The sequence below is a fragment of the Pelotomaculum schinkii genome (assembly GCF_004369205.1).
Taxonomy (GTDB): domain Bacteria; phylum Bacillota; class Desulfotomaculia; order Desulfotomaculales; family Pelotomaculaceae; genus Pelotomaculum_C; species Pelotomaculum_C schinkii.
Window position 1 is genome coordinate 377,711 of record NZ_QFGA01000002.1, and the last position, 23,726, is coordinate 401,436.

Here is a 23,726-nt window from a genome sequence, read left to right on the forward strand (position 1 = left end):
GAAAAGGGCGTAAAAAAAAAGAAATTACCAGACCATTTCTTGCAACCAGACAATCACCTCAGCCAAAAATGATAGAGACTCATAGCTTTGCGTCCCACCCTTTCGGAGCGGACTGTCCTTTAAAAACAGTTGGTATATTATTCCGAAAATATTTAGTAAATTATACAACTATGTATATACTTTTATCAACAGTCCTGAATCTAAATTGTCTTCGGGTCTGTCGCTTAGCGCAGATAAACGCAATCCTCATTAAAAACGTCATGGAACTTTGTGGGAAGCCTCCGTAGGTCTTGCGGCCATTAATGCTTATTAAAACTTATGCGATTTATCAATAATCAGCCGGTACCCACAGGAAGGGGATTATCCCCCTTCCCCGGCCCGAATCTCTTTCGTGAAGTCTATTAATTTAATTGCGCTATTTTATCAAGCAAATCTTTAGCCTCTTTATCTTCACTCAGGTCATAGACCAATCCCAGGCAATACCTTGCCATATCGAACTGCTTATCTTCAAAAGCCTTTTTGCCCAGCGCTGCCGCAATTCCCAGCACGGGCTCGCTGGCGCCGACTTGGATGAAGTGCTCCTGTATGGTTTTAAGCACCGCCTCTTGATCAGGGGACTCTATTTTTTTGCCGGTTTTTTGAGAAATATAGAACAGTTCGGAGGCCACCGCATCGTTTTTTTCAAAATCACTGCTCAAATGGTACATGTTGATGGCATCAGCATAGTTTTCTTTTTCAATAAAATAGAAGCCCATATTTCGGTAACACCTGGCTATCTCTTTTTTGGTGGTGGCAAAGGATAGCGCCTGCCTGGTCAAATTAAGATATTCATCAAGATCACCGGTCAGCTTATGGGCTTCTGCCAGCTGAAAATATGCATATAAATTTACCGGGTTGCACCTGACCGCCTGGTTCAGCGCCTGTATGGCAGCCTTCATATTATGTTCCTGCATATAAAGGAATCCGCGGATGATATACATATCACTGAAATCATAGGGCGCCGGTTTAAAGTTTTTCGTTGGCTTGAAAAAATGCTGATAAAGATATGCTTGAAACATGTTTTTAAAGCTAAAATAATCATTCTCTTGATCTGCCTCAAGAAAATCCTCACAGAACCGGATCAAAGAGTCCATCATGACTGTGGCTTTTTTATATTGTTTTGTTGAAACCAGGTATCTAACCTCATCATACAATACGTCTATGCGTTTACCATCTTTGTAGAAATCTGATGCGACCGGTACCTTCTGCTCTTCAGGCAAAGTATCGTACAGGAGCCTTCCTATGGCGCGCAAAATATCCTTTGACAGCTCATGAGACTTGTAGATATCAGCCTGTTCCCTTAAATATGGTACATCTTTTTCACTGTTTCCGGTCAACCCGCTGGTGATCCTGGCAAGTATCTTTTCGTATTCCATGACTGACCTCCAAAGTTAAGTTGTCGACAATTCACTTCCCTGTTGCCTTTCTTATTTTTATTCGGGCTCAAAAAAGTAAAAACCTGCATGAAAAGAGGAGTTGCAGAATATTTCAGCTAAAATCGCTCCTCCTTTTTTTGTAAATATAAGAAAGTACGGGTTGCTTTATTCAAAATCAATGTCTTGCATACGAAAGAGCTTAGCAGCATTAAAAATTTGCAGAATAAATACTTTCTCCTTACGAACCGTATAAACCAGACGATAATTTTTGTGGATTATCTCCCGGATTTGGGAATGCCCTACTTCCGGTACTATCCTGCCCCTATCCGGGAAATCCGGTATACTCCGGCATACGGCGAGAAGCTCATCCGCAAACCTAATCGCATTTTCCATGCTATCCCGGGCAATATACTCCGTTATCTCCTGGATATCCAAAGCACCCTGTTTAGTAAGAAAAAACCTTTTCTGAAACATTTGCTATTTACCATCAGCCATTCTGCTTTTTAAGCCCTGGAAAAAATCTTCCCCTTCTACAACTTGCCCGGACTCAATGTCCCGCAACCCCGCCACAAGTCCCTTCATAAAGCGCAACTCCTCCAATTTTCGCTGGTACTCTTCCACAGACTCAAGCACGGCGGCGGGCCGGCCATGCTGCGTCAAAATAATCGTACGGCGGTTTTTCTTTAAGCTTTCAAGAATTTCAGAAGTATTGGCGCGGAATTCGGTAACTGGCTGAATATCAGTAGTCAAATCCAGGGTTTCCATAAGATTGCCTCCAAAGTCTTTTTAAAATAATTATAAAGGACATTTAAAAGACCTGCAACAATCCCTTTTTTGTTGTTACGGGTTTATATTATTTGCCGGCAAGACCATATCAGTGGGATACCATAGCAATTTAAAGAACTCATTGACCCGATAGTATGAAATGGAGATAATAATTTTCCTGCAAACTACACTCGGCCAGAGTTAGGCAATTGGCAAATATCCATAAAAAATTATTGAAAAAGGTTGAGAGTCAAAGCACCCAACCTTTTTTAATCGCCTTATTCAAATCAAACAACGTCAAGCAAGCTGCCTCGCTATAGTTTTGGAGCAGAAATGGTTACTATGCCGGAAACAGTACACCATTATCATACAAAAATGCATAAATAAAATACCGTTGACTTATTGCCGGATCAGCGGTACAATAAAATTTGCGAGTATAATAGATTTAATTATAAAATCCCATATAATCATATCACAATTTGTTGCCGCTGTCAATACTGTATAGAATTTTTTGTTGAGGAGGATTTTCAATGGTTCTACACTCGCTTTTGCCATTTGATATACTTTCCACCCGAACAGAAATTGAGCAAATTATAAAGTGCAATGAACATTCAACCCAATATGGACTTGTCTTGACATATAATGACGCTGTCCAATTAGTAGAAACCCGAAGCGAAGCCCTTCGGGAAAACGGGAGAATAGAAATTGGCAGTGAGACCATAAGAAAAATGATTACCACCTTTTACCACTCATCCTATATTAATCAGCAAGATTATGCAGATACTCTAAATGAACTTTTGGAAATCTTTTACTACATGAAAAACGAGACGCTGGATTTAATCTCCGATGATGAGTTAATTGAGTTGATGAGAAATTATTATGAAAACCGCTGCAGAGGCTCATTAGAACTTTTAAAACACAGAGAGTTAGAAAAGTTGGCCAGGAATTTACGTTTTGGTGTGCCTGATTATGCCAATATGGATGAATCTGATGATGAAGTTCTAGATGAGGAGGAGTTTTAAATGGAAAACCGTAGCCTTATACAAATCAAAAATAATCAGATTAAAACGGAAAATATTGATTACCATCAACTAACATTATCTCTCTTAAACGAAGGTTTGCGCACAAAAATGCTGACAGGGGCTCAAGTTGAACAAATACAGGCACAAATTATCGCCATGTTAGGTGAAGCCATTTCCCAATATACCAAATACGAAAGTAGTTCTGTAAGAACTGAAACAGCCCAAGGTATTTTGCAATCCTTACTCTACAGTATTGATTATTATCTCATGAAGCTTTCATCCCTTGAACAGTCTATTGAGGCTATACAACAAATAAATATAGTTGAGATATATAAACAGGGTTTAGAACTTGTGAAATGTGATTTAGAACTAGCACAGAATCTTTTGCAGGAAGTGCAAAATACAAGACTTCCAGTATCCATCATTGCTTATAATGATACCATCAATCAAGGCCTTGGGGAGTTTTTCCAGAGTTATGACGTTAAGTTTGATGCCCAGAATACGGCAGCTTCTATCGATTATCCTTTGCTGTTTGATGATTTTGGCTGGACAGGTATAAATTATATTAAACGGTATTTGGAGCATTTGAAACTTGAAAATGAACTGTGCAGCCATTTTAATCCGGAAGATATTAACTTGCTTTTAGAAGGCTATGGCCGGCAATACGGCTTGGATTGCACCCAGCCGCTTATCAATATTTCTGAGTTAATCTTGAAAAACGCGCTGTGTTTAGTTTTAAGCGGCAGGAGAGCAGATATTCTGACTATTAACCAAGATGACTGTGACTTACTCGAAAGCCGCATGCAAATGTTAACTGAGGAACAATTTCCCGAAATGCTGCAGGGAGCTATGAATACAGTTTTTACCCAGCTTGATATTACAAATCCTGCTGTGCAGCAGTATTTTCAGCCATTTACCGATGTGTTCTGCCCGCAATTAATAAAGGCTGTTAAAGAAAACTCCCTTTCAGTTCTAATAGTACTTACAATAGAAACCTTTACTTCCAGCACGCTATATTATGAACCAGGGGAAAAACTCAGTGACGAACAGCTCCGGGCAGTGATTGACAAACTGATGGAATGTCAAGATGGTGAAGGCAAGGCTGATATAATTGAAAGGGAGATTCATAATATTGAAGATTTGACAGATGTATTCGGTGCTGATTGTATTTTTGGCCATGAATATACAGCCATCTTTAAACGGATGGGAGATTATGAGCTGGCAATTCTCTCGTCATTCCTATTAAATGATTCGCCTTTATCAAATGACAAAGTTTTATCTACTGATCATCTACACCGCACAGAAAATGAACTCTACTGGCAAGAAAAACTTATACGCTATCTTGAAGCCGGCGATATTAACCGTTATAAAAACATTGTCCAACTGGCAGTAGAACTCCGGCAACAATATTAGTATAGAGCAGCCTATGTGGATTAAAGGGCAGGCCAACACCGTGAATGCCGGTTTATTTGCATAGTGAACCAGTAGGCACAAAACCATTTTATAGATAACATTGCCCCTTGTCCTGGCTCGATGGACGAGTACCCTCAGGCGGAGGCTCATGCTTTTTAACGTATGTATCAATGATTTTTACTTCTGATTTTTTATCGTTTTTTTCGTCCATAGAAGATCACCAATAAGTATTTCTTCCCAAATCAACTGCTAATTATTCAATGGTATTTCGGTGATCTCTACCAGGTTATACTCATCAAGGTTTACAACAACACCGGTATCCTCTCCTAAACTTAGCTTCTCGTTCCTCTCTGAGTCCAAATATACTACATTTTTAAGGTATACTTCCCGGGGACTGGTACCCACTGAATCCATGTCGAGGTACCCTTCCAGGTAGGTGTTACTGTCGATCCGGATCGTAAGCCAGTAACCACTGTTGGCTATCTCCCCTGAAAACAACCGAAAGAAGATATTTGGCGGTTCAATATAATGCTCCCAAGAGGTGAGACACAGGATAATAAAAATAAGTTACAATGGGAGCATGAAAAAGCGTAATCAGTATTCAGCCGAGTTTAAAGCCAAGGTAGTCCTGGAAGTTCTCCGGGAAGAAGCCACTGTCAATGAGATAGCGTCTAAATATGGCATTCATCCTGTGATGGTCAATCGCTGGAAGCAGGAATTTGTAGACCGAGCTTCGGAGGTGTTCAAGAAAGGCCCCTCAGAAGCCGAAAAGGCTCTTGAAAAAGAGCAACAACATGTGGCAGAACTGGAGCGTAAAGTTGGTCAGTTAACATATGAAGTTGACTGGCTTAAAAAAAAATCTGACGAAATCCTCAACCGTAAACGACCGTAAGGCCTTTGTTGAGCTTAGCCATAAAAATATCACGGTAAAGCGTCAGGCTGAGTTGCTGGGGCTCAATCGGAGTAGCGCATATAGGAAACCTCCCGTCAGGACAATTAGTGATGAGGAGTTATTAATCATGCGGTTGATTGATAAAATTCATACAGATGAACCGACCTGGGGCTACCGTACCATCACGGCCATTCTCAGAAGAGAACATAAACTTGTGATTAACAAAAAACGAGTTCGCCGAATTATGCGTGATATGGGTATTTATACGTTGTATCCCAAGCCCAATCTGAGCAAACGCTACCATGCTCAATATATCCGCCCCTATCTGCTGCGCAACCTTAAAATCATCAGGCCAAACCAGGTCTGGGGTGTGGATATAACGTATTTGCGCATGAAGAAAGGGTTCATGTATCTGTTTGTCATCATCGACTGGTATAGCCGCTATATTGTAGATTACGAGCTGTCAAGTACATTGGATAAATCCTTTGTCCTGAGATGTCTAAAGCGTGCTCTAAGTTGCCAGAAGCCAGAAATTATCAATTCTGACCAGGGCAGCCATTTTACTAATCCAGACTACATCAAGTTGTTGGAAGATAATGGAGTAAAGATCTCTATGGATGGCAAGGGCCAATGTCTGGATAATGCCAGAACGGAACGATTCTTCCGCACCTTGAAATATGAACGAATCTACATAAGTGAGTACGAAACACCTCGAGAGTTGAGAATTATGCTGAATGACTACATGAAGACTTACAACACCCGCCGGCCTCATTCTTCGCTGGGTGGCGCCAGCCCAGTATCCTATTACCTCAAAAGCAAGCTCAATGAAGCTGCTTGATACATATCAACATGGGAAGGAGAAAACTTAATTTTTTATATCTGTGTTCTTGACACGGGGGGCATTATACAACAGCTTTTCCGAAGCGTCGTAAAAACTTGTCAAGCATGTTGCTGCGGTAAAACTTGGAATAAGCCAACCCCCAGGAAATACTAACAGCAGCAACCGCTAATACGGATAATAACGGAGTCCAGTTATTTTTCAACGCCAATCTTTTTAACGCCTGGATATTAACTGCATCAGCCCCTAAAAACAAAACAATCAAGGGGTAGATTATCACGTAAATAGCCATCGAATGGAGCAAGCTTTGGTACAACTCCAACTGACGGCTATCCGGCTTTTTCCCTCTTGACACCATTGAGTTAAATACTAATTGTGACAGCAAACCAGGTATTACCAGCAACAGGCTAAAAAATAAAGAATCCAGCTTAATCTCTGACATGTTTTTATCCGGCTGCTTTAGCAGTCTTTTTGGGGTCAGAAACTATCCCTTCAGGCGATTTTTTTAAACTTGGACGGGACGCCTCTACCGTCTGCTTGCTCTTAGCAGGATGTTTTTTGACATAGGTCTCAATAATTCTGATAGAATTTCTTTCAACCTGATCCATAAAAACACCTCCTTTAGTTAATATTACCTTTAAAGAAGGCTAAAATCAACCATTATTGTAGGGTAGAAGTCTTCTTCAAACCGTCCTTTTCCAAGAAATATGAATAACCAGTTACCAGGACTAAAGCGTCATCACCGGCATGTCCAACAAAGATGTTCACCAGTTCCATAAAGGCCTTATTCATTAGCTCCCCAAGTATTCTCTTGCACTTTCAGTTACGGCCTGAATTAAACAAAGGCAAACCTGCGCCATACGCAACATAACAATGGCTATCTTCGGTCAGCGTTGTTCATGGTATCCAATATGTCAAGATTTTCGGGCAGACGCAGTTCGACGGTGAATTATTACAGTGGCTGGCCGCCGAAACTATATTACACTGGCTGCGACTACTGCCATGCTCAGTCTAATTAAGTAGAGTCCCGGTTTATTTGCGTATACTCATACTAGAAAGTCCTGATTTCATAACCATCTTCCGGCCGCTATTGAAGCGGCATGGCTTGAAGATAAAAGAAAAGTGTAAGTTATTAGACATATTTGATCAATGCCAGCGCTTCGCGGGCGATTTTCCTGGAGCGGGCCGCCACCAGCGCCACTGCATCGGGTTTCTTCGCCGGCGGCCACCAAGACCGGCCAGTCCTTAAAAATACCCCCCCCGTAGCGCTCACCCGGCACATCTGCCGCCGTCAGCACTGCTTCCACTCCCGGATAGGCACGGGCCGCCGACACATCAATGCTCTTTACCAAAGCCCGGGGATATTTCGTCCGCAGCATGGCGCCGTACAGCATATCTTTAAAATGCATATCATCAACATACTGGCCTGTTCCCAGTACTTTTTCCCGCGCGTCAATTCGTGGCAAGCTGGTTCCTATCCCCGCATGCGCTGTTGATATACTCTTAGCCAATTCTTTTCCGTTACTACATCTGCTCCAAAGCAGATTTGATCCCTGTTAACAAAACGCTTAAAGGCATCAATACTGGTCATCCAATCCATTTAGCCCGAGAAAGTAGGGAATCATGGGCAGCTTATAAGCTGTAGTATAATTTTTATTACAGAATAGTGCATATCCCAGTTTAAAATGGAGACAATTTTACTGATGAACTATTGAGCCTGCTCTAACCCTATTAAGGCTATACCGAGTCATAGAGGGCGAGCCAATTCTCACTTTGGGCAGTTTCAGCGCTTCCGGTCATTTGATGCGGGCCGCGCGCGATACCGTTTCTGCAACTAGTTCAAACGGTTGCCACCAGTCTGTAGTGCGCCACCCGTGGCTCTAGTCGCGTCGTGGAGAGAGGCAGGCCGTTGCGGACATCGGCGCTCAACTCGACGACTCGGCGAGGAAGCGGTCTCCGAGGCGATCCGCTGGGTAACATCGGACAATGATGCGGCCGCTCCCGGAGGTTAGTCCGGCCTACGCGGGCCACCGCGAGCGCTTGGCCAGGGGGTCGCACCGAGTCGGACGAGCCGAACAGCTTGGCCCTCCCCACTTACGCCGCCCCTGCATCAATCATCGAGGCTGGCTGCGCACAAAAACTGTCCGGCTATTCCAAGACGCAGGACCATTCTCCAAAATCGCAATTGACGTAACACGGACTGTCGTGTCATCCTCTCGGAACTCTATACAGCATTGCTCAGAATAGTTAAGACCCGTAGGTCACAGCTTGGCAGACCAAAGACTGTCTGCCACAGGACGTTACTAATAAGGAGGATTACGATGCGTTTCATGTTTAAAGACCTTATGATCACTGTTCTCCGCGACGATGTTATGGCCGGACCTCACTGTGGCTCTTGTTCTATTATCTCCTGTCCTCTACCCACAGTCAATTGTGGTCCTCTCACGTGTCCTCTAACATCCGTAATGCAGCTTGCTGCTAGCGCGGAAAGTTTAGCCTCGTTGAAGCGCGAGCTTCAGATTGCTTTGGCCCAGGTTGAGGCGGTGGAGGCCGCGACGCGAGAACAGAACCAACCGAAGAGCTTTGAAGAGGCAGAGTTCGTCGAGCGGAGACTGGCTGAAGCACTCGAGACTGTGCGGCAACAGAAGAGCACGCTCCTGCGTTCGGGGACTTCAGAGGAGGGGTAACGAGCGACTCCAATTGGGCAGGTCTGGAACAGCGGAGATATGATCTATAGGTCGAACCCGCGTTACGCCCTGTTTAGTTTTGACGAACTAAATCAGGATGAGCGTGCAAAGCTCGGTTCAGTCGTGGCCGACCCTTCTTTTTATGGCGTCCTTGTCCCGAAAGCGCCAGGCACTTTAACGATCAAGCTAGTAGGCCACGAAACGGCCGAGCTCTTCCGAGATCTTGCGATAGGGCGCCCCCTACCGAGTGAATGCAATTCGGGAGCTGCCGAGCTTCAGCTCTGGGATCTAGTCGCCGCAGAGATACTGGAGGTCAAGGCGAACGGGACCTTTAGAACTGGCTTGGCAGCAATGCCTATGCGTAAGCGTTCGAAGCCATCCCTACCGCAAGGTAATTTGATGCGTATGTCTCTCGACGCGATCGCGTATGCCGAAGCCCTACAGCTTTCGAGCCCGGTAATGATATCTAATCGGCTATACGCCTACAACCGAATCCCGGTCGGGCCAAGATGGCGTCGACGCTGGACTAGGCAGGACATTAAGGCACGCATTGAATCTATCATCCAATCTGCTCTCGTTCCCCCTCATACGTGGAACGCTTCGATTTTAGGGCCAACGTGGTCGACCTATACTCGATCTACTCTCACGTCAAAGAGCGCGGATGATTTCGGAGTATATAAGCTGTACATTAGCCCAAAGCCAGAATATTTTGTGGACTGTCTGGAGAGCGGACTCAATGACATTTTAAATCTCGAAGACGCTTTAGGCTGGAAAGTTTGCAATGACCTCTCCGGTCTTCTCCGCCCTGACAAGTTCATTGTGTACTTTGAGTCCACGGCTCCCCTGTTCTCACTTGGCGACCGGCTTCAAGAGAGGTTGGACGGAGTCCCAAGTCACGGAGTCCCGTTCACAGCCGAGCTTGGCGGCAATGGGCTCCTGTCTTGGGGGCTGGATCCCCCAAGACTCTCAGGTGGTCCGGGGGCATCCTTATCGGAAAGTTGGCGTACGTGGCTCGCAGACAGGATTGCTGGAGCACTTTGGCAGTCGCGGCAACAAGGACTGCGTGGCGAACGCGCATGTGAAGCGGCTCTTCTTCGCCTCCAGACTACCGGCGTGGATATTGACCGCTGGATGCCGACTGAACCCCTATTCGGGAAAACAGGACCAGGTGATTGATGTGGACATAACGGAAAAGCTGATACTTCCGTCTGACGTCGAGTTGACGCGAGTTACAGATATCAACCAGGAACGCCTTACTGGCATCGCGTTTGACAAAGACGACTGGATCTTGACCCGTCCAGGCTCGAGGAGCCCCTCATCGGTCGTCAGCGACGCCCTAGCCCAACTACTCGATCAATTCCGTGGCGGAACACGCATCGTGGATGCAGTGATAGCTTACGGAAAGCGCGCGGAAAAGGACTCGCAAGAGCTGCTCGACGAAGTCTGGCCTCCGCTCAACCGCTTCATTCAGGCAAAATGGTTAGTTCCCGAAGGGTCGCTATTGGCAACGCCGCTGAATCCCTGGTATTCGAACGGCGCAAACTTGGCTGGATTGACGCTGCTGCGTTGCCTGCGCGTCCGCGAGGACTCTCAAGTCTATCAAGCTCGCTCAAGCGCTGGCGAATACCTCGCGGTGAAAATACTTGATGAACGTTCTACTCCGAACGCTGGCGCCCTCCTAAGCGCTGAGGCTTGCATCCTGCAGCACCTCGGCGGCTCACCTAGTCCAGCCTTCATCGATTTAACGGCGCAAGGTAGCCGACACGTATTGATGATGGAGTGGTGCATCGGCGTGCCCATTACGGCGGCGGCCCGACCACACTATGAGGGGCCGGCCAAGGTCGCACGATGTCAGATTCACCAGCTGCTGGTCAGCCTGCTGGAATCCTATACATCGATCCACAGCAGTGGGGTACTACACGGTGACGTACATCCTGAGAATGCTATTGTCGACAGCGATGGGCGTACTCGCCTAATCGATTTTGGCCTTGCGCAATTTATTGGCAAACCAAGGGAGAAGCTACTTCGCGGTGGTGTGCCCGAGTACATGGACCCGGAACTTGCACAGGCGCTCCTCGACGATGGGCCTCGTCCAGAGACAACAATACAGTCCGAGCAATATTCTTTGGCGGCACTATGTTATAAGTTAGCAACAGGTTGCGCTTACCTGAATTTTCCAAAGGAGCGAGGCGAATTCCTGAAAGCTGTAGTCGAGCTAACTCCACTTCCATTTACAGCGCACGGCACTCCAGCTTGGCCTGAACTCGAAGAGATTCTCGTCAAGGCGCTGTCGAAAGACCCAGCCTTGAGATTCACCTCTACCTCCGATATGGCCACGCGCATCGCTCAACTCAATATTCTCCCAAAACTACCAGTTCCGGAAATGTCCCGGAGTTCGGCCTGCGCGTCTGCACCATTTGTGGCGCAGGTCGAACGAAGACTGCATGTCGGTCAACGAATTTACTCACAGGGCGTCGCAGCAGGACCACGCGCGACAATAATGACCGGAGCGGCGGGAATTGCGTATTATTTACTCCGCATAGCGATATTGTCCGCCAGCCCTGACCTGTTGGCTGCTGCCGATCAGTGGACGGAACGAGCTGGCCAGTTGGCGGCACACCAACGCGGAATCTACGACCCTTCTTCCGGAGCAACAGAAGGCGTGATTGGCAAAATATCACCATTCCATACGGACGCCGGTATCGCACTGATGCGCGGCTTGGTCGCGGAAGCGCGGAACGATTTAAGCGGACTCGTAATGGCCGTTCGTGCCTTTATCCAGCTCACAGGCCGACCATGCGCGGCTATTGACCCGACGCTGGGGTGTGCAAGTGTATTGATTGGATCGGCGCTTCTAGCCCGCGCGCTCCAAAACACCGAGGGCAAATCCGATATTACCTCTAAAGCATCGAGCGATTTAGATACTCATGCGGACAAAATTCTGCGCTACGTATGGGAGAAGCTAGATCGCTGTGGTCCAGTCGGACATGAGTCAAGTGTGAGATATACAGGAGTTGCTCACGGATGGGCCGGACTCCTGTATGCAACTCTGATGTGGTCAGAAGTGGCCGGAGCGCCTCTACCAGCAAGTGTTGAGCGGCGGCTCTTCGAACTTGCGTCGCTATGCCTCCCGGAAGGTCGGGGGTTAGTTTGGCCTATAGAGGGAAGGTCCACATACCGGGAGGTTATGCGAGGCTGGTGCCATGGAGCCCCAGGTCATGTTCATTTGTGGAATGCCGCCCATCGGATCTTAGGTTCGCGAGAATACTATGACATGGCGATCAAGGCCGCCTGGAGCACCTTCGATTTCGCGGGCGGAGGCGCGAGTATCTGTTGTGGCGAGGCAGGTCGCGTTTTTGCCCTGCTTAGCATGTATCGTCATTCGGGAGACCCGGCATGGTTGTACCGCGCGAAGGAGCGCGCCATGCGCGCCGTCTCGCAAGTAAATTTGAACGGTGATCGAGCTTTTGAGAACAGCCTATATAAGGGTGAGCTCGGCGTGGCTCTTGCAATTCGCGAACTTGAGTATCCAGAAGATGCACTGCACCCAGTATTTGAGGTGGCGCCAAGAATCTAGTGAGGCAAACCAAAGGCGAGGTATTCTTGTTGCTATCCAAAAGCATTCTTACAGCCTCGTCTATATATTGCACGCCTACCTTTTTTGCTCCAGCATCAAAATAACATCACGTATAAGGGTTGCCGTTTGTTCAATTTTTCGGTTGTCCAGGATATCCGGGGTGTCGTTTTCGGTGTGAGTAATCTTACCTAAAAGCCCCATAACCTCATTACTTGTAAAAGCCAGGGTCGTAATTCCCAGCGGCCAGAAAAAGCCGTGGTCGCTTTCGTAAAACTGCCCGCTAACAAAGTCTCCATACCTTTTGGCTGTATTCATTATGTTATCCTGCAGTTTTTCGGGGCATCCGAAAAAGGTTATGGAGGTTTGTGTTTCTTTAAATCCTATGCCGTCAATGTTAATCGCCGCGGCAGTGTTTTGCGGGGGATATTCCTTGGTGTATAAAGCGTCTCCCGGAAACCAGCTGTCTTCGCCGCCGTAGGCCACAAATTCTATATTGTGTTTGGTTTCCACCTGTTTTAGATACCGGCCGATTAACAGCAAGGCCGAAATACCGGCAGCGTTGTCCATAGCTCCCGGCGTGGCGGGATTTGTATCATAATGGGCGCAGATCACAATTTTTTTACCACTATTGCCGGGCCGCCGTCCAATCACGTTGGAACCGTAGCTTTCTCTTCTGGCGCTGACTATTTTGAGCCTGCCCTTGAGGCCGGCATTTTGTACCACGAACAGCCCGTCCTGCCTGGATACCGTAACGGACGGAATGGATAATTCACTGTCTTCAAGCAGTACCGGGCGGGGTCTGTCATAGTGGTTTACGGTAATAATCGCGCCGGGTTTCATATTTTCCAGGAGTTCCATAAAGCGGTCCTGGCTTTCAACCACGTAATAACGGCGGTCAAAGTTCTTGGGCAAAAAACTGGAAGAAGCTATATCTCCATATACAACCGCACTATTATTTGTCACATCAAGACGGCTGAGATCTTCGATTGACGAAACCGGAACCAGTTTGGCTTCCACATCACATGAAGGCGAGAAAGTATTCACCGCCGCAGGTACCCTTTTTCCCCCCACTGTCAATTCGCTGTAAAAATCCCGCCAATCAGGACAAGGGTATTTCTGTAAAACCACATCAAACCCCGCCATTTTCATTTCCCCGGCAATGAAATCCGCTGCCGCCAGGTGCCCTAAAGAATCGGCGGGACGTGCCCCGATCTCAACAGACAGCCTGTTAATGCAATGTTCCACATACCCTTTCTGATTGAAATTGGCCATAAAAAAACCCTCCTTGTACCTGACGTTTTCCAGTCCAATAATACATCAGACTTTAAACCCTGGTGCACTAATGGAGGGTTTTATAATGAACACAAATTTTTAATAACAGTCAACCGGCTGATTAGCTCATGTGCTGATTGCTCGATGCTTCTAATCTTGGTAAGCCACTCATTCGTGTTGTAAAAAATGTTTTCTTCATCCGGCGGCAGCTCATTTAGTATACCGGTCAGCCCTTCTCTTATACCCCTGTCGTAATGGCAAAACATACTGTAAATAGACATCAGACTGAACCTGGCCTTGCGTAAAGCCCGGATCACATATAGCCGCCGGATTTCATGCTCCCCGTAATAACGATACCCGTTGTCCTGGTTACGTGGAACGGAAATCAAACCGTTTCTCTCCCAGCTTCTGAGCATATCAAGGGTAATATCCAACCGATTGGCTATATCTTTTGTTTTCCAAGACCGCAAGTCTGAACCGGTCAGGTTATCGCTTACGGCCGCCCATTCCTCAAGGAACCAGGCCGCAATCTCGGCTTTCTCCCGTTCTGCACTTACCAATGCCAGGTGTTCTTGCGCCGCCCGCATCGCTTCTTTATAGCTGCCGGCAGCCGACAGACTGAGAACAGCCAGAGCTTTTTGGCGTATGACACCCCCGAGCCATGTGCTTCTGTAAGCCGTTTTTACCAGGAGCACATGTTCAAGATGCAGCTCGCCGTACTGTCTATAGCCGTTATCCGCTCTTGGCACCGGCGGCAGGAAGCCAAGTTCCTCGTACTGCCTGACCGTATTGGGATGAACTCTGCATTTTTCTGCGATTTGTGAAGTTTTATAAGTTTTCATATTAACATACCACAGGAATTACATGAGCTGTTATGATAGCTTGCATAGTTTTATTCTGTCAAATAACTCACAGCCTGACTGCTGTACCAGTTAAGACAACCGTAGTCGCCGTATTCCATTTTCTTCAAATTCTCTAGCATATTTATCTTTGAGATCCTCTAACTCGTTGAAAATATCTTCGTCCTCGAAAATAGATTTCATTTTGTCAAGGCCATGTTTTTCGATCATATCCCTTCGGGCGAGCTGCTCAATCAATTCGTCCCAAAATGACTCTTCATTGTATTCATCAATAAAATCCATTGCCGGAGTTTCATCTTCAAACTTCCTCGCTGGATAAAACTCTCCTTCACTAGGGTACTTCTCAACTAGGTCATCAACACCAAACTCCTTAGCATGCGAAAAAAACTTTTGTTCCAAGTCCCTGTATTCTTTTGTTTCCACTCTTTCCTCAGAGCAAAATGCATGCATTATCCAATCTGCAATATAGAACATGTCTAGCAGTTTAACGTATTCTTTCTTAGTGATGTTTATTTTCACCTGGTAGACCTCCATTTTAAAAGTTCTTACTGTCATCAAGACGGCCGATTAACCTGCTGAATTATTACCTGATTCCGTTATCCCCACACCATTTAATTGCGATTTGTTTGATTATTATTTATGGAAAGAGACAATGGTATTGTACTACAATTTTACAACTGAATTAACTAACAGAAGCACAAAACCTCTATTCTTCAATATAGGTTTCAATCTCTGGATAGCTAGGAGCACAAATTGATCAGTTTTTTGAAACTTGAGGCGAGATTTATTAATTAAACTTAGACAGTAACATAACACGATCATTTACTCAGTTGCAGCCGGCGCCGGATGTGCCTTAAGGTATTCAAGTGCATTGTAGATTTGTTCTGCCGCTTCTGCACGGGAAATCTTACCTTTCGCATTGAATTTACCTTCAGCATCCAGCTTAGTAACGCCATAAAAGAGCGCGCGTTGAATAGCACCATCATAACTAATTGTCAGCTGATCGTGATCGGCGATCTCAACCGGAACAAGATTGATCATTGGCAGATTGCCATGGTTTTCTATCGCTTGAATAAGATGATAAGTAAACTCTTCACGTGTCCATTCTTGATTCGGGTCTAAATCAGCCGGAAGTTCAAGCCCGTTTACAGAAGCAACAATTAGAGCATCTGCATACCAGGCATCATTATCAGCCTTGGCAAAATAATCAGTCGCTTTAGGCTCTTTAAAGAATCTTACCAGATCAAGATTTAAATCTAGCGAATTAACAATAAGTTGAATGCTTTGAGCCGCTGTAATTGGATCATCCGGGCAAATAGGTTATCGCCGACGCCTTTTACATATCCTTGTTCTTGAAGTGCAATTATTTTTTCTTTTGCAGTTACATTCGTCAGATCTGTGAATGGATTTGCCGCTGCAAAGCTATGTCCTGCAAATGTTAGTGTCAGTACGGCTGCCGCGGAAAGTGAAACCATTTTAGATTTGATGCTCATTTCATTTCACCTCATGTTGTTATTGTTTTCTTTAAGCTCTTCATATCCTTAGACGGGCTTACATGAGGAAAGGTTCGCTAAGTCGCTTTGGCCTAATGAAATGATAACATCCACGCGTTTTATCCAATCCTTATCCCAGGCCAAAAGTTGAGTTGATTATATTCTTATCTAACCCTTATTGTCTAAACGATGCCTTAATATTTACCAGGTATCAACTTAACGTATTATAGTAAATATATTTCACTTAGAAAAATAGCTACAGGGCACTTTTAAAGGAGGATGTATCAAATATATAAAGAACAATTTACCAGATGCTCATTAACAAAGGTTCTCATAGCATTGGTAGGGAGTGATCATTATGCCAAGGCGAATTTGCCCACGCTGCGGCTCCAGAAATACAGCAAAAATCCTATGGGGTATGCCTGCTTTTACCGAAGAGTTGCAGGAAAAACTCAATAAAAAAGAAATTGTTTTTGGTGGCTGCTGCATCACAGGGAACGCCCCTACCCACCACTGCAATAAGTGTAAAAAAGATTTTGGTTATCTGACAACGGATATGGAACTTGCCACTACCGGTTTCAATTTCAGCCTTGGAGGCTATTTCGGTGGATACCACTCCTTATCAATAGCTAAAGCCGAAACAGGTGCTGTTGCTACCTATACCCCTCCATTAAGTGTCTCTTATATGCAGTCAATTGAAAAGCAGTTAAGTACAGAAGAATGGCTTGAGTTTGTACATGGATTATATCGTTGTTACATTCCCGACTGGAAAAAACACTACATTGATCCCGGTATACTTGATGGGACACAGTGGGGACTTGAAATCACTTTCATTGATAGAAAACCTCTGAAATGCAATGGCAGCAATATGTTCCCGCCCCACTGGAAGAAATTTCTTAAAGTTATTAATAAATTGGGTTTGCCTGATATAGAATGATTTGAAGGAGATAAAGATGGATGCAACAATACCTTTACAGCAAATTGAAAAGTTACGTCGTGAATTTAAAGCATATCTAAGTGCTGCTCACCCGGGCTGGAGCGAAAACACCGTTTCAATGCACTATTCGGATGCATTTTATGCTTTTAACAATAACGTGGGATTAGACTTCTGGTCGTGCTTCACAAGTGATGCGACAATGTTGGAGGCTCGAGTATAAAGAGTTAGGTATAGTACACCAAGCAAGGCCGCTGATTCTGTGGACAGGATTAGGAAATAACAAGCTATACACAATCTTCGCGGAACCATGCCAAACATCAAACGGTCAAGTCTCACTCAGGTAACGGAATATGCAATTAATTAAGATTATGTATAGAAGTAGCCTTAGAATTTAAGCCGAGTAAGTTCCAAAATGCCTGCTCGACAAGAATTTTCGTGTTATATTGCCTGGCCTTTTTCGCTTTTCCGGACATTGAATCCGGGTCAGCAGTTACCAAATAATCTAAATCTTTGGTTACACTCTTTTTCACAATCAGCCCATGCTCCGTTGCCATTTTCTGCGCCATCTCGCGTGCCATGGGATTCCCATTATATAAAGCAGTTAATGTTCCGGTAAAACAAACAGATTTTCCTACAATGTCGTTTTTTATTTCAGGCTTCACTACACCATTGGAAACTATATTTTTTTGTTCTTCTTGAATTATTACATCCAAATCATCCCGGGCAATATGAAGCAGTTTAGCTAGTTGCATAATATCTTTCATTTCAAAATCAGTTATTATACCATCCATTAACGCAATGCGGGTGACATTTACCAAATAGCGTTTATGTAAGGAAATAGCCTGTGGCTTGGTTATATTATATTGACTGGCTAACTCAAAAAGAGATTCGGATTCGTCATATGTAATTTTTCTATCAGCCAGAATTTCATCCAGTAAGCCAAGGTACTCAATAAACCCATTTTCTCCGCTTTCAGCTAGATTCGGTAAACGATTAATAATTTTGCTTATAAAATCGTCTTCTTTTTGCAGGCTATAATTTTCACGCTTATAATATTTATTTGATTTAGGAACATAGGGCCAGCAGTCTTTTTCTACAGGAGCACAAGTCAAATTTGGTAAATTGTCTGAACCAAAATCTTGTAAAAGCTTCATGAATAGTCTTGACGTATGAAGGCAATCAAAGTAGGCAGCATGATGCTTCTCGGTGGTGATGCCAAAATAGTTACAAAGGGAGCCTAGCTGTAGGCTAGGAACAGTAGGATCAACAATTTTTGAAAGCCGCATAGTGCATATTTGTGGCGCATCCGGTATCTTGAAACCCATTTTCTCAGATTCATATTTAATAAATCTCATGTCAAAACTTATATTGTGACCAACTAGTATGTTTCCTGCCAAGTTATCAAAAATATCTCCAATAATATCTTCAAATCGCGGGGCGTTTCGAACCATTCTTCCTGAGATACCATGTATATTAGTTGGTCCAAGATCTCTATCTGGATTTATCAAGGTCTCAAATTCACTGAGCACATTTCCTTTCGAATCCAAATTGATAATTGCTATTTCGATGATCTTATCATGTTTGGCAGGGAATAACCCAGTTGTTTCAATATCCAGTACCGAAAATTTAAAGCTCATATCAAACCCCTCCCATATCTAAGGTAGTTGATATAATAAGCGCTGGAGTAACTGTCTTACTTTCTCCGGTAATGCTCCTCCAATTTACTGTCACAATGCAACATGCCTTTTAAACCCCACATATTCAATCCCCCGGCAGCATTGTTTATATCTAATCCCGCAGCCACTGTAAGCATAAACAGCTGAGCGAACCTAGTATCAAGGCACCGATACTACACGAGATATTTGCTCCTCTTCTTGATGTCAGCTGTATTTCAAAGAAAAACATGGGTTGTGCAAATCATGGTATTGTATCTACATATTCTTAGATATTCTACCCAAGATAAACATTCTCATTATGCCATTCCAGGTAACGTGTGTCTGGAAGCTGTTCTTTCCGCTCCGGCAAAATAACCAATTTGCTCCCATGATGGGCATAATATTCTTTTCCATTGCCAAAGTCTTGTTTTATACGATGACTAACTTCTACGGTAAGATCTTTATCGACCGTGATATAACCCCTGTCAAACAGAGTATGAAAATCTCTTCTAAGCAGCAACCCGTTACTAATTTCATGTGGTCCTTCTAAACTGTATGGTTTTATATGTGCTGCCTCCAAAACTGGTAAGGTTTTTTCTCCCGTGATTGCACATCTCCTATGGTATGCGTCTGTGATCAACACTTTGAAAGCACCCTGACCGATCCTTGGTGTAACAACTTGTTCTTTCCCATAACGATATTTTTGACTGTTTTCTCTAACCCCTAACTGCAACACACTTTGCAACCTGAGCCTTTCTTGCACCTGCTTATAAAGTGCCAGTCCAGTTGTTTCCTCAGTGTCATAAGTTTTACCCTGGACAATACTGCTGCTCCAGTCCCGGGGAACCGGAATCCAATGCTGCTCATCAAAATAAAAAGGTGTGGATAGGATAATACATCCGATGCTTGGATCAGGATCAGACAAGCGATTGGTTTTTTTGTATTTATAAATCCGGTTGTTGAGTTCCAAAAGGCTATTTGCACCATTGGAAATACCAAAAGCATCCCAAGCTAATGAGGAGGGTAAAATAGAATATTTTAGGAGTAACCCTCCACCTACAATATAATCTTTTGGACTATGTAGTTTAAAAAGAAATAGGTTGCCTTCATCTAAAGCCTTAAAATTTGTACGGCCACCAGGTTTCCAAAAATTCACCTCCTCACAATTGGCCCGTTTTAAAATATTAAACCAATCATAATCTGTAACTCCAACATACATCTTCACGAGAATATCACCACCCGGCAAAAAAGAAGGTTAAATCCTGGCTTGTCAACAGTAATTGCTATTACTCGTAATAAATAGTTTTACATATTTTTAATCATTGTTCTTTATTCGGCGGCCTTAGAAATCAAGGGGGACTCAAAAAGCCTACTCGGTACCTTTGCTGGCATCTGAAAAACTTTTGATCTAATCAACACTGAAGCATAACAGCTAACTGAATATAGTACTTTTCATTCCAAAAACCGTTCGCAGCCCCGGAAGTTGACGGGGCAACAAACAACAGAGTTTTTCCTATTCTTTTATTCTGCAAACCATAATCAATATCTTTTCTACCCATGAATTCCTGAGCAGCTTTTTTTCCGTTAAAACATAATACATTTGGCTCATACATTAATATTTTGTCTTTTAAAGATTCAGCATCAAAATTTGATTTCTTGAGTTTTGAATCAGCCCCTGAAACTCCCTTTGCTAAATCAGTGAGTCCGATATTATAATCCAAGAGTCTTTGATAATCTTTTGGTTCAAACAGGACTGGGGTCAATCCAATACGATATAGTATGGGCCAAAACTTGTTCCCCGGTCCAGCATAATAAGCCTTCCTCATGGCGGATTTATCTCCTGCCGCTGTACCACAAAAAACCACCTTGAGATTTGGTTTTAAAACGTCCGGCAGTATAAAATCGCCCTCCATTAAGTAAAACATATCAGAATATCTTACCTTATGACATATGACACAACCAATAATCCCGCTTGCTGGGATAGTAGTTCAATTGTCAGACGAAATCATCAGCAGATTAATACCATCGATAAGTTTCCGATTTATTAGCCTAATGGGCATATGATGCACAATTCACTTCTTTGGATAATAAACATTACGTGCAATTCGAAATCTTGCCTTAAGTTTAGGTTATATGGACAATCAGTAGTCTATATCTTATACTTAAGTAATATAGACTCCAATATGGCTTCCGAAGTTTCGGCAATAGCTTTCACAGATGGGGTACGCTTATTCACACCCTGTTTTTCTAATGATTCAAAAAGACGAGCATCATAGTTACTTTCTTGCATGACCGTGTGATACTCTCTAAATTTCAATTTCGTAAACCTTTCTTTATCAAAAATATTATGATGTACATGAGCAACTATGCCTTTGTAAATCATATCAAGGGATTCAGGGCTATTCCCTAAATTACCGGATAACATATGCATATAGTGAAAAGCTGCATCAAATCTGATATATGGAATTAACCGATTCTCTGCACACATAAGTAGGGTTTCAAAAGCCTGATAAAAATATCCCTGCATTGCAAATTGAAAAATTTGAGCATCATTCATGTCCTTTGAAATGGGAAGTACAGTGTTTTGTTTGTATTTAAGAAACCGGCTCTGTAAGTCAAGATTTTCCTCATCATATGTATCAAATATAATTGTATCTTTTGCATGGGGTGCTAATCCAGCCACTACATCTTCTATAGTAATATAATTGTCCTTATATGTTTTCTGGTCAGTCTTATCGCTAAACATGCTGAAAAAAGCCTGTTTCGCAGCTCTGTACGCCAGATCACTTGATTGATTAGCAAAGTAGCGAACAGGTAAAACTGAAATAATGCCGGAGCAAGAATCGATAATTCTAATGTTATCCTCAATAGCATTGCTAATATGCTGTTGCAACTCCTCATCAAATTTGGGATTCTCGATCTGATTCGCAATATTAATGTATTTATAGAGTGGGTCGTCATAAACATGGTGTAGACCCAACACAGAAAAGGGATAATGTTCATTATCATTAATATCCATCATCGTAACGGCAGTAAAGACATATGTGCTATATGGCGCAAAATATTGAGCCAAAATAAATTCAACAAACTTTTTATTTTCAAACCAAAAGACACCAATTTCGTCCACAGCCGCCGACGAGCGCGATTGTGTAATGCTGTCTTTCGCTTTCACAAGAACATCTTTATATTTTTTCTGTAGTTCTTCTAATTCGGCCATTGCACAATCGGCGTATTGCATTTTACTGATCCTCAATTTTCAAATAGCTAGGTAGACCATATGTGTTTTCCAGAACGGATAGGGTTTTATTCATAACCTGAACACAGTCGTGCCATACACTTTTCATATTCTGTGTGCCCTCATAATCAGGAACACAGTGGTACTGATGCGCAGGGGACATACACTTTAGCAAAGAACTTTCTCTTATTGCCCCCCAAAGCCCATGTTCAAAAGCCGAGTCATAGTCATAATAATGACCAAACAGGTCTTTCTCACCCACATAGATGGCTTTTTCCCGCACATTCTTTTTATCAAAATAAGATGTATCCATATCTATAAATTCTTTATCACGGTACTCATTAACAAGTGCATCGAGGTATTTGACATTGACATGGCTGTCACCGTCATCTTTTCCGTATTCCAAAATTCGTTCGACAACTAATTTGTACTGACCGATACCGTAATACTGATATTCTGTCCAAATATCTGTGTGTGTCGTCTCTTCTTTGAGTAAGTATTTAATCATTATGTAGTCTTCTACCAAAACACGAACAACACTCCTGGCTGCAATGGCGTTATATAAATTGTGCTTAACCACTTCAACCAGACGCTTGTAAGAGAATGTTGTGATTCCAAACAGTACAAGCATTTTATTATCTAAAGGACTGCTCGATTTAAGCAATTCCGAATAGTATCGTAGAATTGCTTCAACTTTATCTATATAAAGATTTGTATCACTCTTTTCCAACTCATAATCAAGCTTAATGATTTTGCAATCGCTCATTCGACTGACGGCCTCCCAAAACATATCAATATAGTTTGCATCAGGTGGTTCAATCATGTTGTGTGACATTTCCATTGAACGTACCGTTGGACGGACCATTTGCATTTTTTTATCCTCGTGGGACAGGTGGGGGTATTCCAAAATAAGCTCTAATATCTCCTTTGGCATATGCAATCTTCCAGATAAAAGTTGAAAGTACAATACCAAAAATCGAATATCGGTAGAAAAATGTGTTTGATGATCACTTGCTTTATCCAGAACTAAGCTTATTTTGTTATGCCGTTCACTGATACTTTGTCGTCCTAATGCGAAAGTTGTAGAAAAGTATGGGAACTGACTGAAAGTAAATATTGTAGTTAATGGAGATATTACTGTAGCAGGGATTATTTCCATAATATATAAATAAAATTCTTTTTGTTTCTGCTCTTCCATATTTAGCACAGAAGAAAATCGAGGGACATATTGTGTAGGCAGTAGATTATGCAGTTTGTTCAAAATGTCATGACATTTTTTGAACCCGTCTTCACGCCCGTATTCATTTATAATTAATCCGAGCCATATATACTCAGGCAAGCGTCCATGAAACCAAGATTCTTCACGGCTTAATGAATCCATAATCTCATTCCACGGTGTTACAAACTTACCTTTTTTAAATTTATGAGCGGAAAGGTTACTATGGTTCATTTATTGCCTCACCTTCGACGATAACCAATCACACTATCATCATTATCTGCCGCTTTTAAAAACTTGACATTATAGCCATAATTGAGCCCATACGAACTTCGCCTAATTGCTATAACACACATAATTCGTAACTGCCCATTATTAGCCTAATGAGTATATTTTATGGATAATAGGAAGGTAAATTAATAATTACACATACCACTACCCTTTTAAAA

The 23,726-nt window shown here is 43.3% G+C and carries 24 protein-coding genes, 1 pseudogene and 1 riboswitch; of the genes and pseudogenes, 7 read left to right on the forward strand and 18 right to left on the reverse strand.

Annotated features, from left to right (window positions below):
- Positions 1-37: 37 nt before the first annotated feature.
- Positions 38-127, reverse strand: a riboswitch (cyclic di-GMP riboswitch).
- A 274-nt stretch (positions 128-401) separates the two neighbouring features.
- From Psch_RS12790 to Psch_RS12800, 3 genes are all read right to left on the reverse strand, one after another.
- Positions 402-1,415 carry a tetratricopeptide repeat protein gene (locus Psch_RS12790; RefSeq protein WP_190240560.1) on the reverse strand — a complete coding sequence of 338 codons (1,014 nt, stop codon included), beginning with the start codon at positions 1,413-1,415 and terminating at the stop codon, positions 402-404.
- Positions 1,416-1,580: 165 nt separating this feature from the next.
- The gene (locus Psch_RS12795; RefSeq protein WP_190240561.1) at positions 1,581-1,889 is read right to left on the reverse strand and encodes a type II toxin-antitoxin system RelE/ParE family toxin; all 309 of its coding nucleotides are present in this window, start codon (positions 1,887-1,889) and stop codon (positions 1,581-1,583) included.
- A gap of 3 nt (positions 1,890-1,892) precedes the next feature.
- A complete protein-coding gene (locus Psch_RS12800) occupies positions 1,893-2,180 on the reverse strand; it encodes a type II toxin-antitoxin system Phd/YefM family antitoxin (protein WP_190240562.1) in 288 nt (95 codons plus the stop codon).
- A gap of 530 nt (positions 2,181-2,710) precedes the next feature.
- On the opposite strand from Psch_RS12800, the gene Psch_RS12805 reads away from it, so the two are divergent.
- Both Psch_RS12805 and Psch_RS12810 read left to right on the forward strand, forming a co-directional pair.
- Entirely contained in the window at positions 2,711-3,202 is a 492-nt protein-coding gene (locus Psch_RS12805; RefSeq protein WP_190240563.1) for a DUF6323 family protein, read from the forward strand.
- On the forward strand, positions 3,203-4,615 hold the full coding sequence (locus tag Psch_RS12810; RefSeq protein ID WP_190240564.1) for a DUF6179 domain-containing protein: 1,413 nt from the start codon (positions 3,203-3,205) through the stop codon (positions 4,613-4,615).
- A gap of 249 nt (positions 4,616-4,864) precedes the next feature.
- Here Psch_RS12810 and Psch_RS21790 read toward each other — a convergent pair whose 3' ends face one another.
- Positions 4,865-5,179 carry a DUF6338 family protein gene (locus tag Psch_RS21790; protein ID WP_345789094.1) on the reverse strand — a complete coding sequence of 105 codons (315 nt, stop codon included), beginning with the start codon at positions 5,177-5,179 and terminating at the stop codon, positions 4,865-4,867.
- Between the two features lie 16 nt (positions 5,180-5,195).
- On the opposite strand from Psch_RS21790, the gene Psch_RS12820 reads away from it, so the two are divergent.
- A protein-coding gene (locus tag Psch_RS12820; RefSeq protein ID WP_190239463.1) for an IS3 family transposase occupies positions 5,196-6,345 on the forward strand; the annotation gives its coding sequence in 2 pieces (ribosomal slippage) (positions 5,196-5,467 and positions 5,466-6,345; 1,152 coding nt in all).
- A gap of 64 nt (positions 6,346-6,409) precedes the next feature.
- Here Psch_RS12820 and Psch_RS12825 read toward each other — a convergent pair.
- From Psch_RS12825 to Psch_RS12835, 4 genes and pseudogenes are all read right to left on the reverse strand, one after another.
- A complete protein-coding gene (locus tag Psch_RS12825; protein WP_190240566.1) occupies positions 6,410-6,787 on the reverse strand; it encodes a hypothetical protein in 378 nt (125 codons plus the stop codon).
- Between the two features lie 4 nt (positions 6,788-6,791).
- Entirely contained in the window at positions 6,792-6,953 is a 162-nt protein-coding gene (locus Psch_RS12830; protein ID WP_190240567.1) for a hypothetical protein, read from the reverse strand.
- A gap of 52 nt (positions 6,954-7,005) precedes the next feature.
- Complete coding sequence (locus Psch_RS21440) at positions 7,006-7,137, reverse strand: hypothetical protein (protein WP_282432466.1); 132 nt, start codon at positions 7,135-7,137, stop codon at positions 7,006-7,008.
- Between the two features lie 349 nt (positions 7,138-7,486).
- Positions 7,487-7,823: pseudogene (locus Psch_RS12835) on the reverse strand (selenium-dependent xanthine dehydrogenase); the annotation flags it as partial.
- Positions 7,824-9,743: 1,920 nt separating this feature from the next.
- Between Psch_RS12835 and Psch_RS12840 the strand changes: the two are divergent.
- Together Psch_RS12840 and Psch_RS12845 are read left to right on the forward strand one after the other, a co-directional pair.
- Positions 9,744-10,208 (forward strand): hypothetical protein, encoded by a 465-nt coding sequence (locus Psch_RS12840; protein WP_190240568.1) that lies wholly within the window; start codon positions 9,744-9,746, stop codon positions 10,206-10,208.
- Positions 10,201-12,609 (forward strand): lanthionine synthetase LanC family protein, encoded by a 2,409-nt coding sequence (locus tag Psch_RS12845; protein ID WP_190240569.1) that lies wholly within the window; start codon positions 10,201-10,203, stop codon positions 12,607-12,609. Before Psch_RS12840 ends, Psch_RS12845 begins: the two co-directional genes overlap by 8 nt.
- A 75-nt stretch (positions 12,610-12,684) precedes the next feature.
- Here Psch_RS12845 and Psch_RS12850 read toward each other — a convergent pair whose 3' ends face one another.
- The 5 genes from Psch_RS12850 to Psch_RS21205 form a co-directional block, all read right to left on the reverse strand.
- A complete protein-coding gene (locus tag Psch_RS12850) occupies positions 12,685-13,881 on the reverse strand; it encodes a M28 family metallopeptidase (RefSeq protein ID WP_190240570.1) in 1,197 nt (398 codons plus the stop codon).
- Between the two features lie 80 nt (positions 13,882-13,961).
- Positions 13,962-14,723, reverse strand: a complete 762-nt coding sequence (locus Psch_RS12855) for a MerR family DNA-binding transcriptional regulator (RefSeq protein ID WP_190240571.1) — start codon at positions 14,721-14,723, stop codon at positions 13,962-13,964.
- Between the two features lie 90 nt (positions 14,724-14,813).
- The gene (locus tag Psch_RS12860) at positions 14,814-15,260 is read right to left on the reverse strand and encodes a hypothetical protein (RefSeq protein WP_190240572.1); all 447 of its coding nucleotides are present in this window, start codon (positions 15,258-15,260) and stop codon (positions 14,814-14,816) included.
- Positions 15,261-15,563: 303 nt separating this feature from the next.
- Positions 15,564-15,782, reverse strand: a complete 219-nt coding sequence (locus Psch_RS21200) for an S-layer homology domain-containing protein (protein WP_243124100.1) — start codon at positions 15,780-15,782, stop codon at positions 15,564-15,566.
- A gap of 215 nt (positions 15,783-15,997) precedes the next feature.
- Positions 15,998-16,234 (reverse strand): hypothetical protein, encoded by a 237-nt coding sequence (locus tag Psch_RS21205; protein WP_243124101.1) that lies wholly within the window; start codon positions 16,232-16,234, stop codon positions 15,998-16,000.
- Between the two features lie 418 nt (positions 16,235-16,652).
- On the opposite strand from Psch_RS21205, the gene Psch_RS20980 reads away from it, so the two are divergent.
- Together Psch_RS20980 and Psch_RS12875 are read left to right on the forward strand one after the other, a co-directional pair.
- The gene (locus tag Psch_RS20980; protein WP_206663775.1) at positions 16,653-17,171 is read left to right on the forward strand and encodes a hypothetical protein; all 519 of its coding nucleotides are present in this window, start codon (positions 16,653-16,655) and stop codon (positions 17,169-17,171) included.
- A 16-nt stretch (positions 17,172-17,187) separates the two neighbouring features.
- On the forward strand, positions 17,188-17,391 hold the full coding sequence (locus tag Psch_RS12875; RefSeq protein ID WP_190240573.1) for a hypothetical protein: 204 nt from the start codon (positions 17,188-17,190) through the stop codon (positions 17,389-17,391).
- Between the two features lie 136 nt (positions 17,392-17,527).
- Here the strand turns inward: Psch_RS12875 and Psch_RS12880 are convergent, their stop codons facing one another.
- The 5 genes from Psch_RS12880 to Psch_RS12900 form a co-directional block, all read right to left on the reverse strand.
- Positions 17,528-18,808 (reverse strand): exonuclease domain-containing protein, encoded by a 1,281-nt coding sequence (locus tag Psch_RS12880; RefSeq protein WP_190240574.1) that lies wholly within the window; start codon positions 18,806-18,808, stop codon positions 17,528-17,530.
- A 313-nt stretch (positions 18,809-19,121) separates the two neighbouring features.
- Positions 19,122-20,045: an HNH endonuclease gene (locus Psch_RS12885; protein WP_206663788.1), complete on the reverse strand. Its 924-nt coding sequence runs from the start codon at positions 20,043-20,045 to the stop codon at positions 19,122-19,124.
- Positions 20,046-20,238: 193 nt separating this feature from the next.
- The gene (locus tag Psch_RS12890) at positions 20,239-20,751 is read right to left on the reverse strand and encodes a mismatch-specific DNA-glycosylase (protein WP_190240576.1); all 513 of its coding nucleotides are present in this window, start codon (positions 20,749-20,751) and stop codon (positions 20,239-20,241) included.
- Positions 20,752-20,975: 224 nt separating this feature from the next.
- On the reverse strand, positions 20,976-22,064 hold the full coding sequence (locus Psch_RS12895; RefSeq protein WP_190240577.1) for a hypothetical protein: 1,089 nt from the start codon (positions 22,062-22,064) through the stop codon (positions 20,976-20,978).
- Position 22,065: 1 nt separating this feature from the next.
- The gene (locus Psch_RS12900) at positions 22,066-23,511 is read right to left on the reverse strand and encodes a DUF5677 domain-containing protein (RefSeq protein ID WP_190240578.1); all 1,446 of its coding nucleotides are present in this window, start codon (positions 23,509-23,511) and stop codon (positions 22,066-22,068) included.
- Between the last annotated feature and the right edge of the window lie 215 nt (positions 23,512-23,726).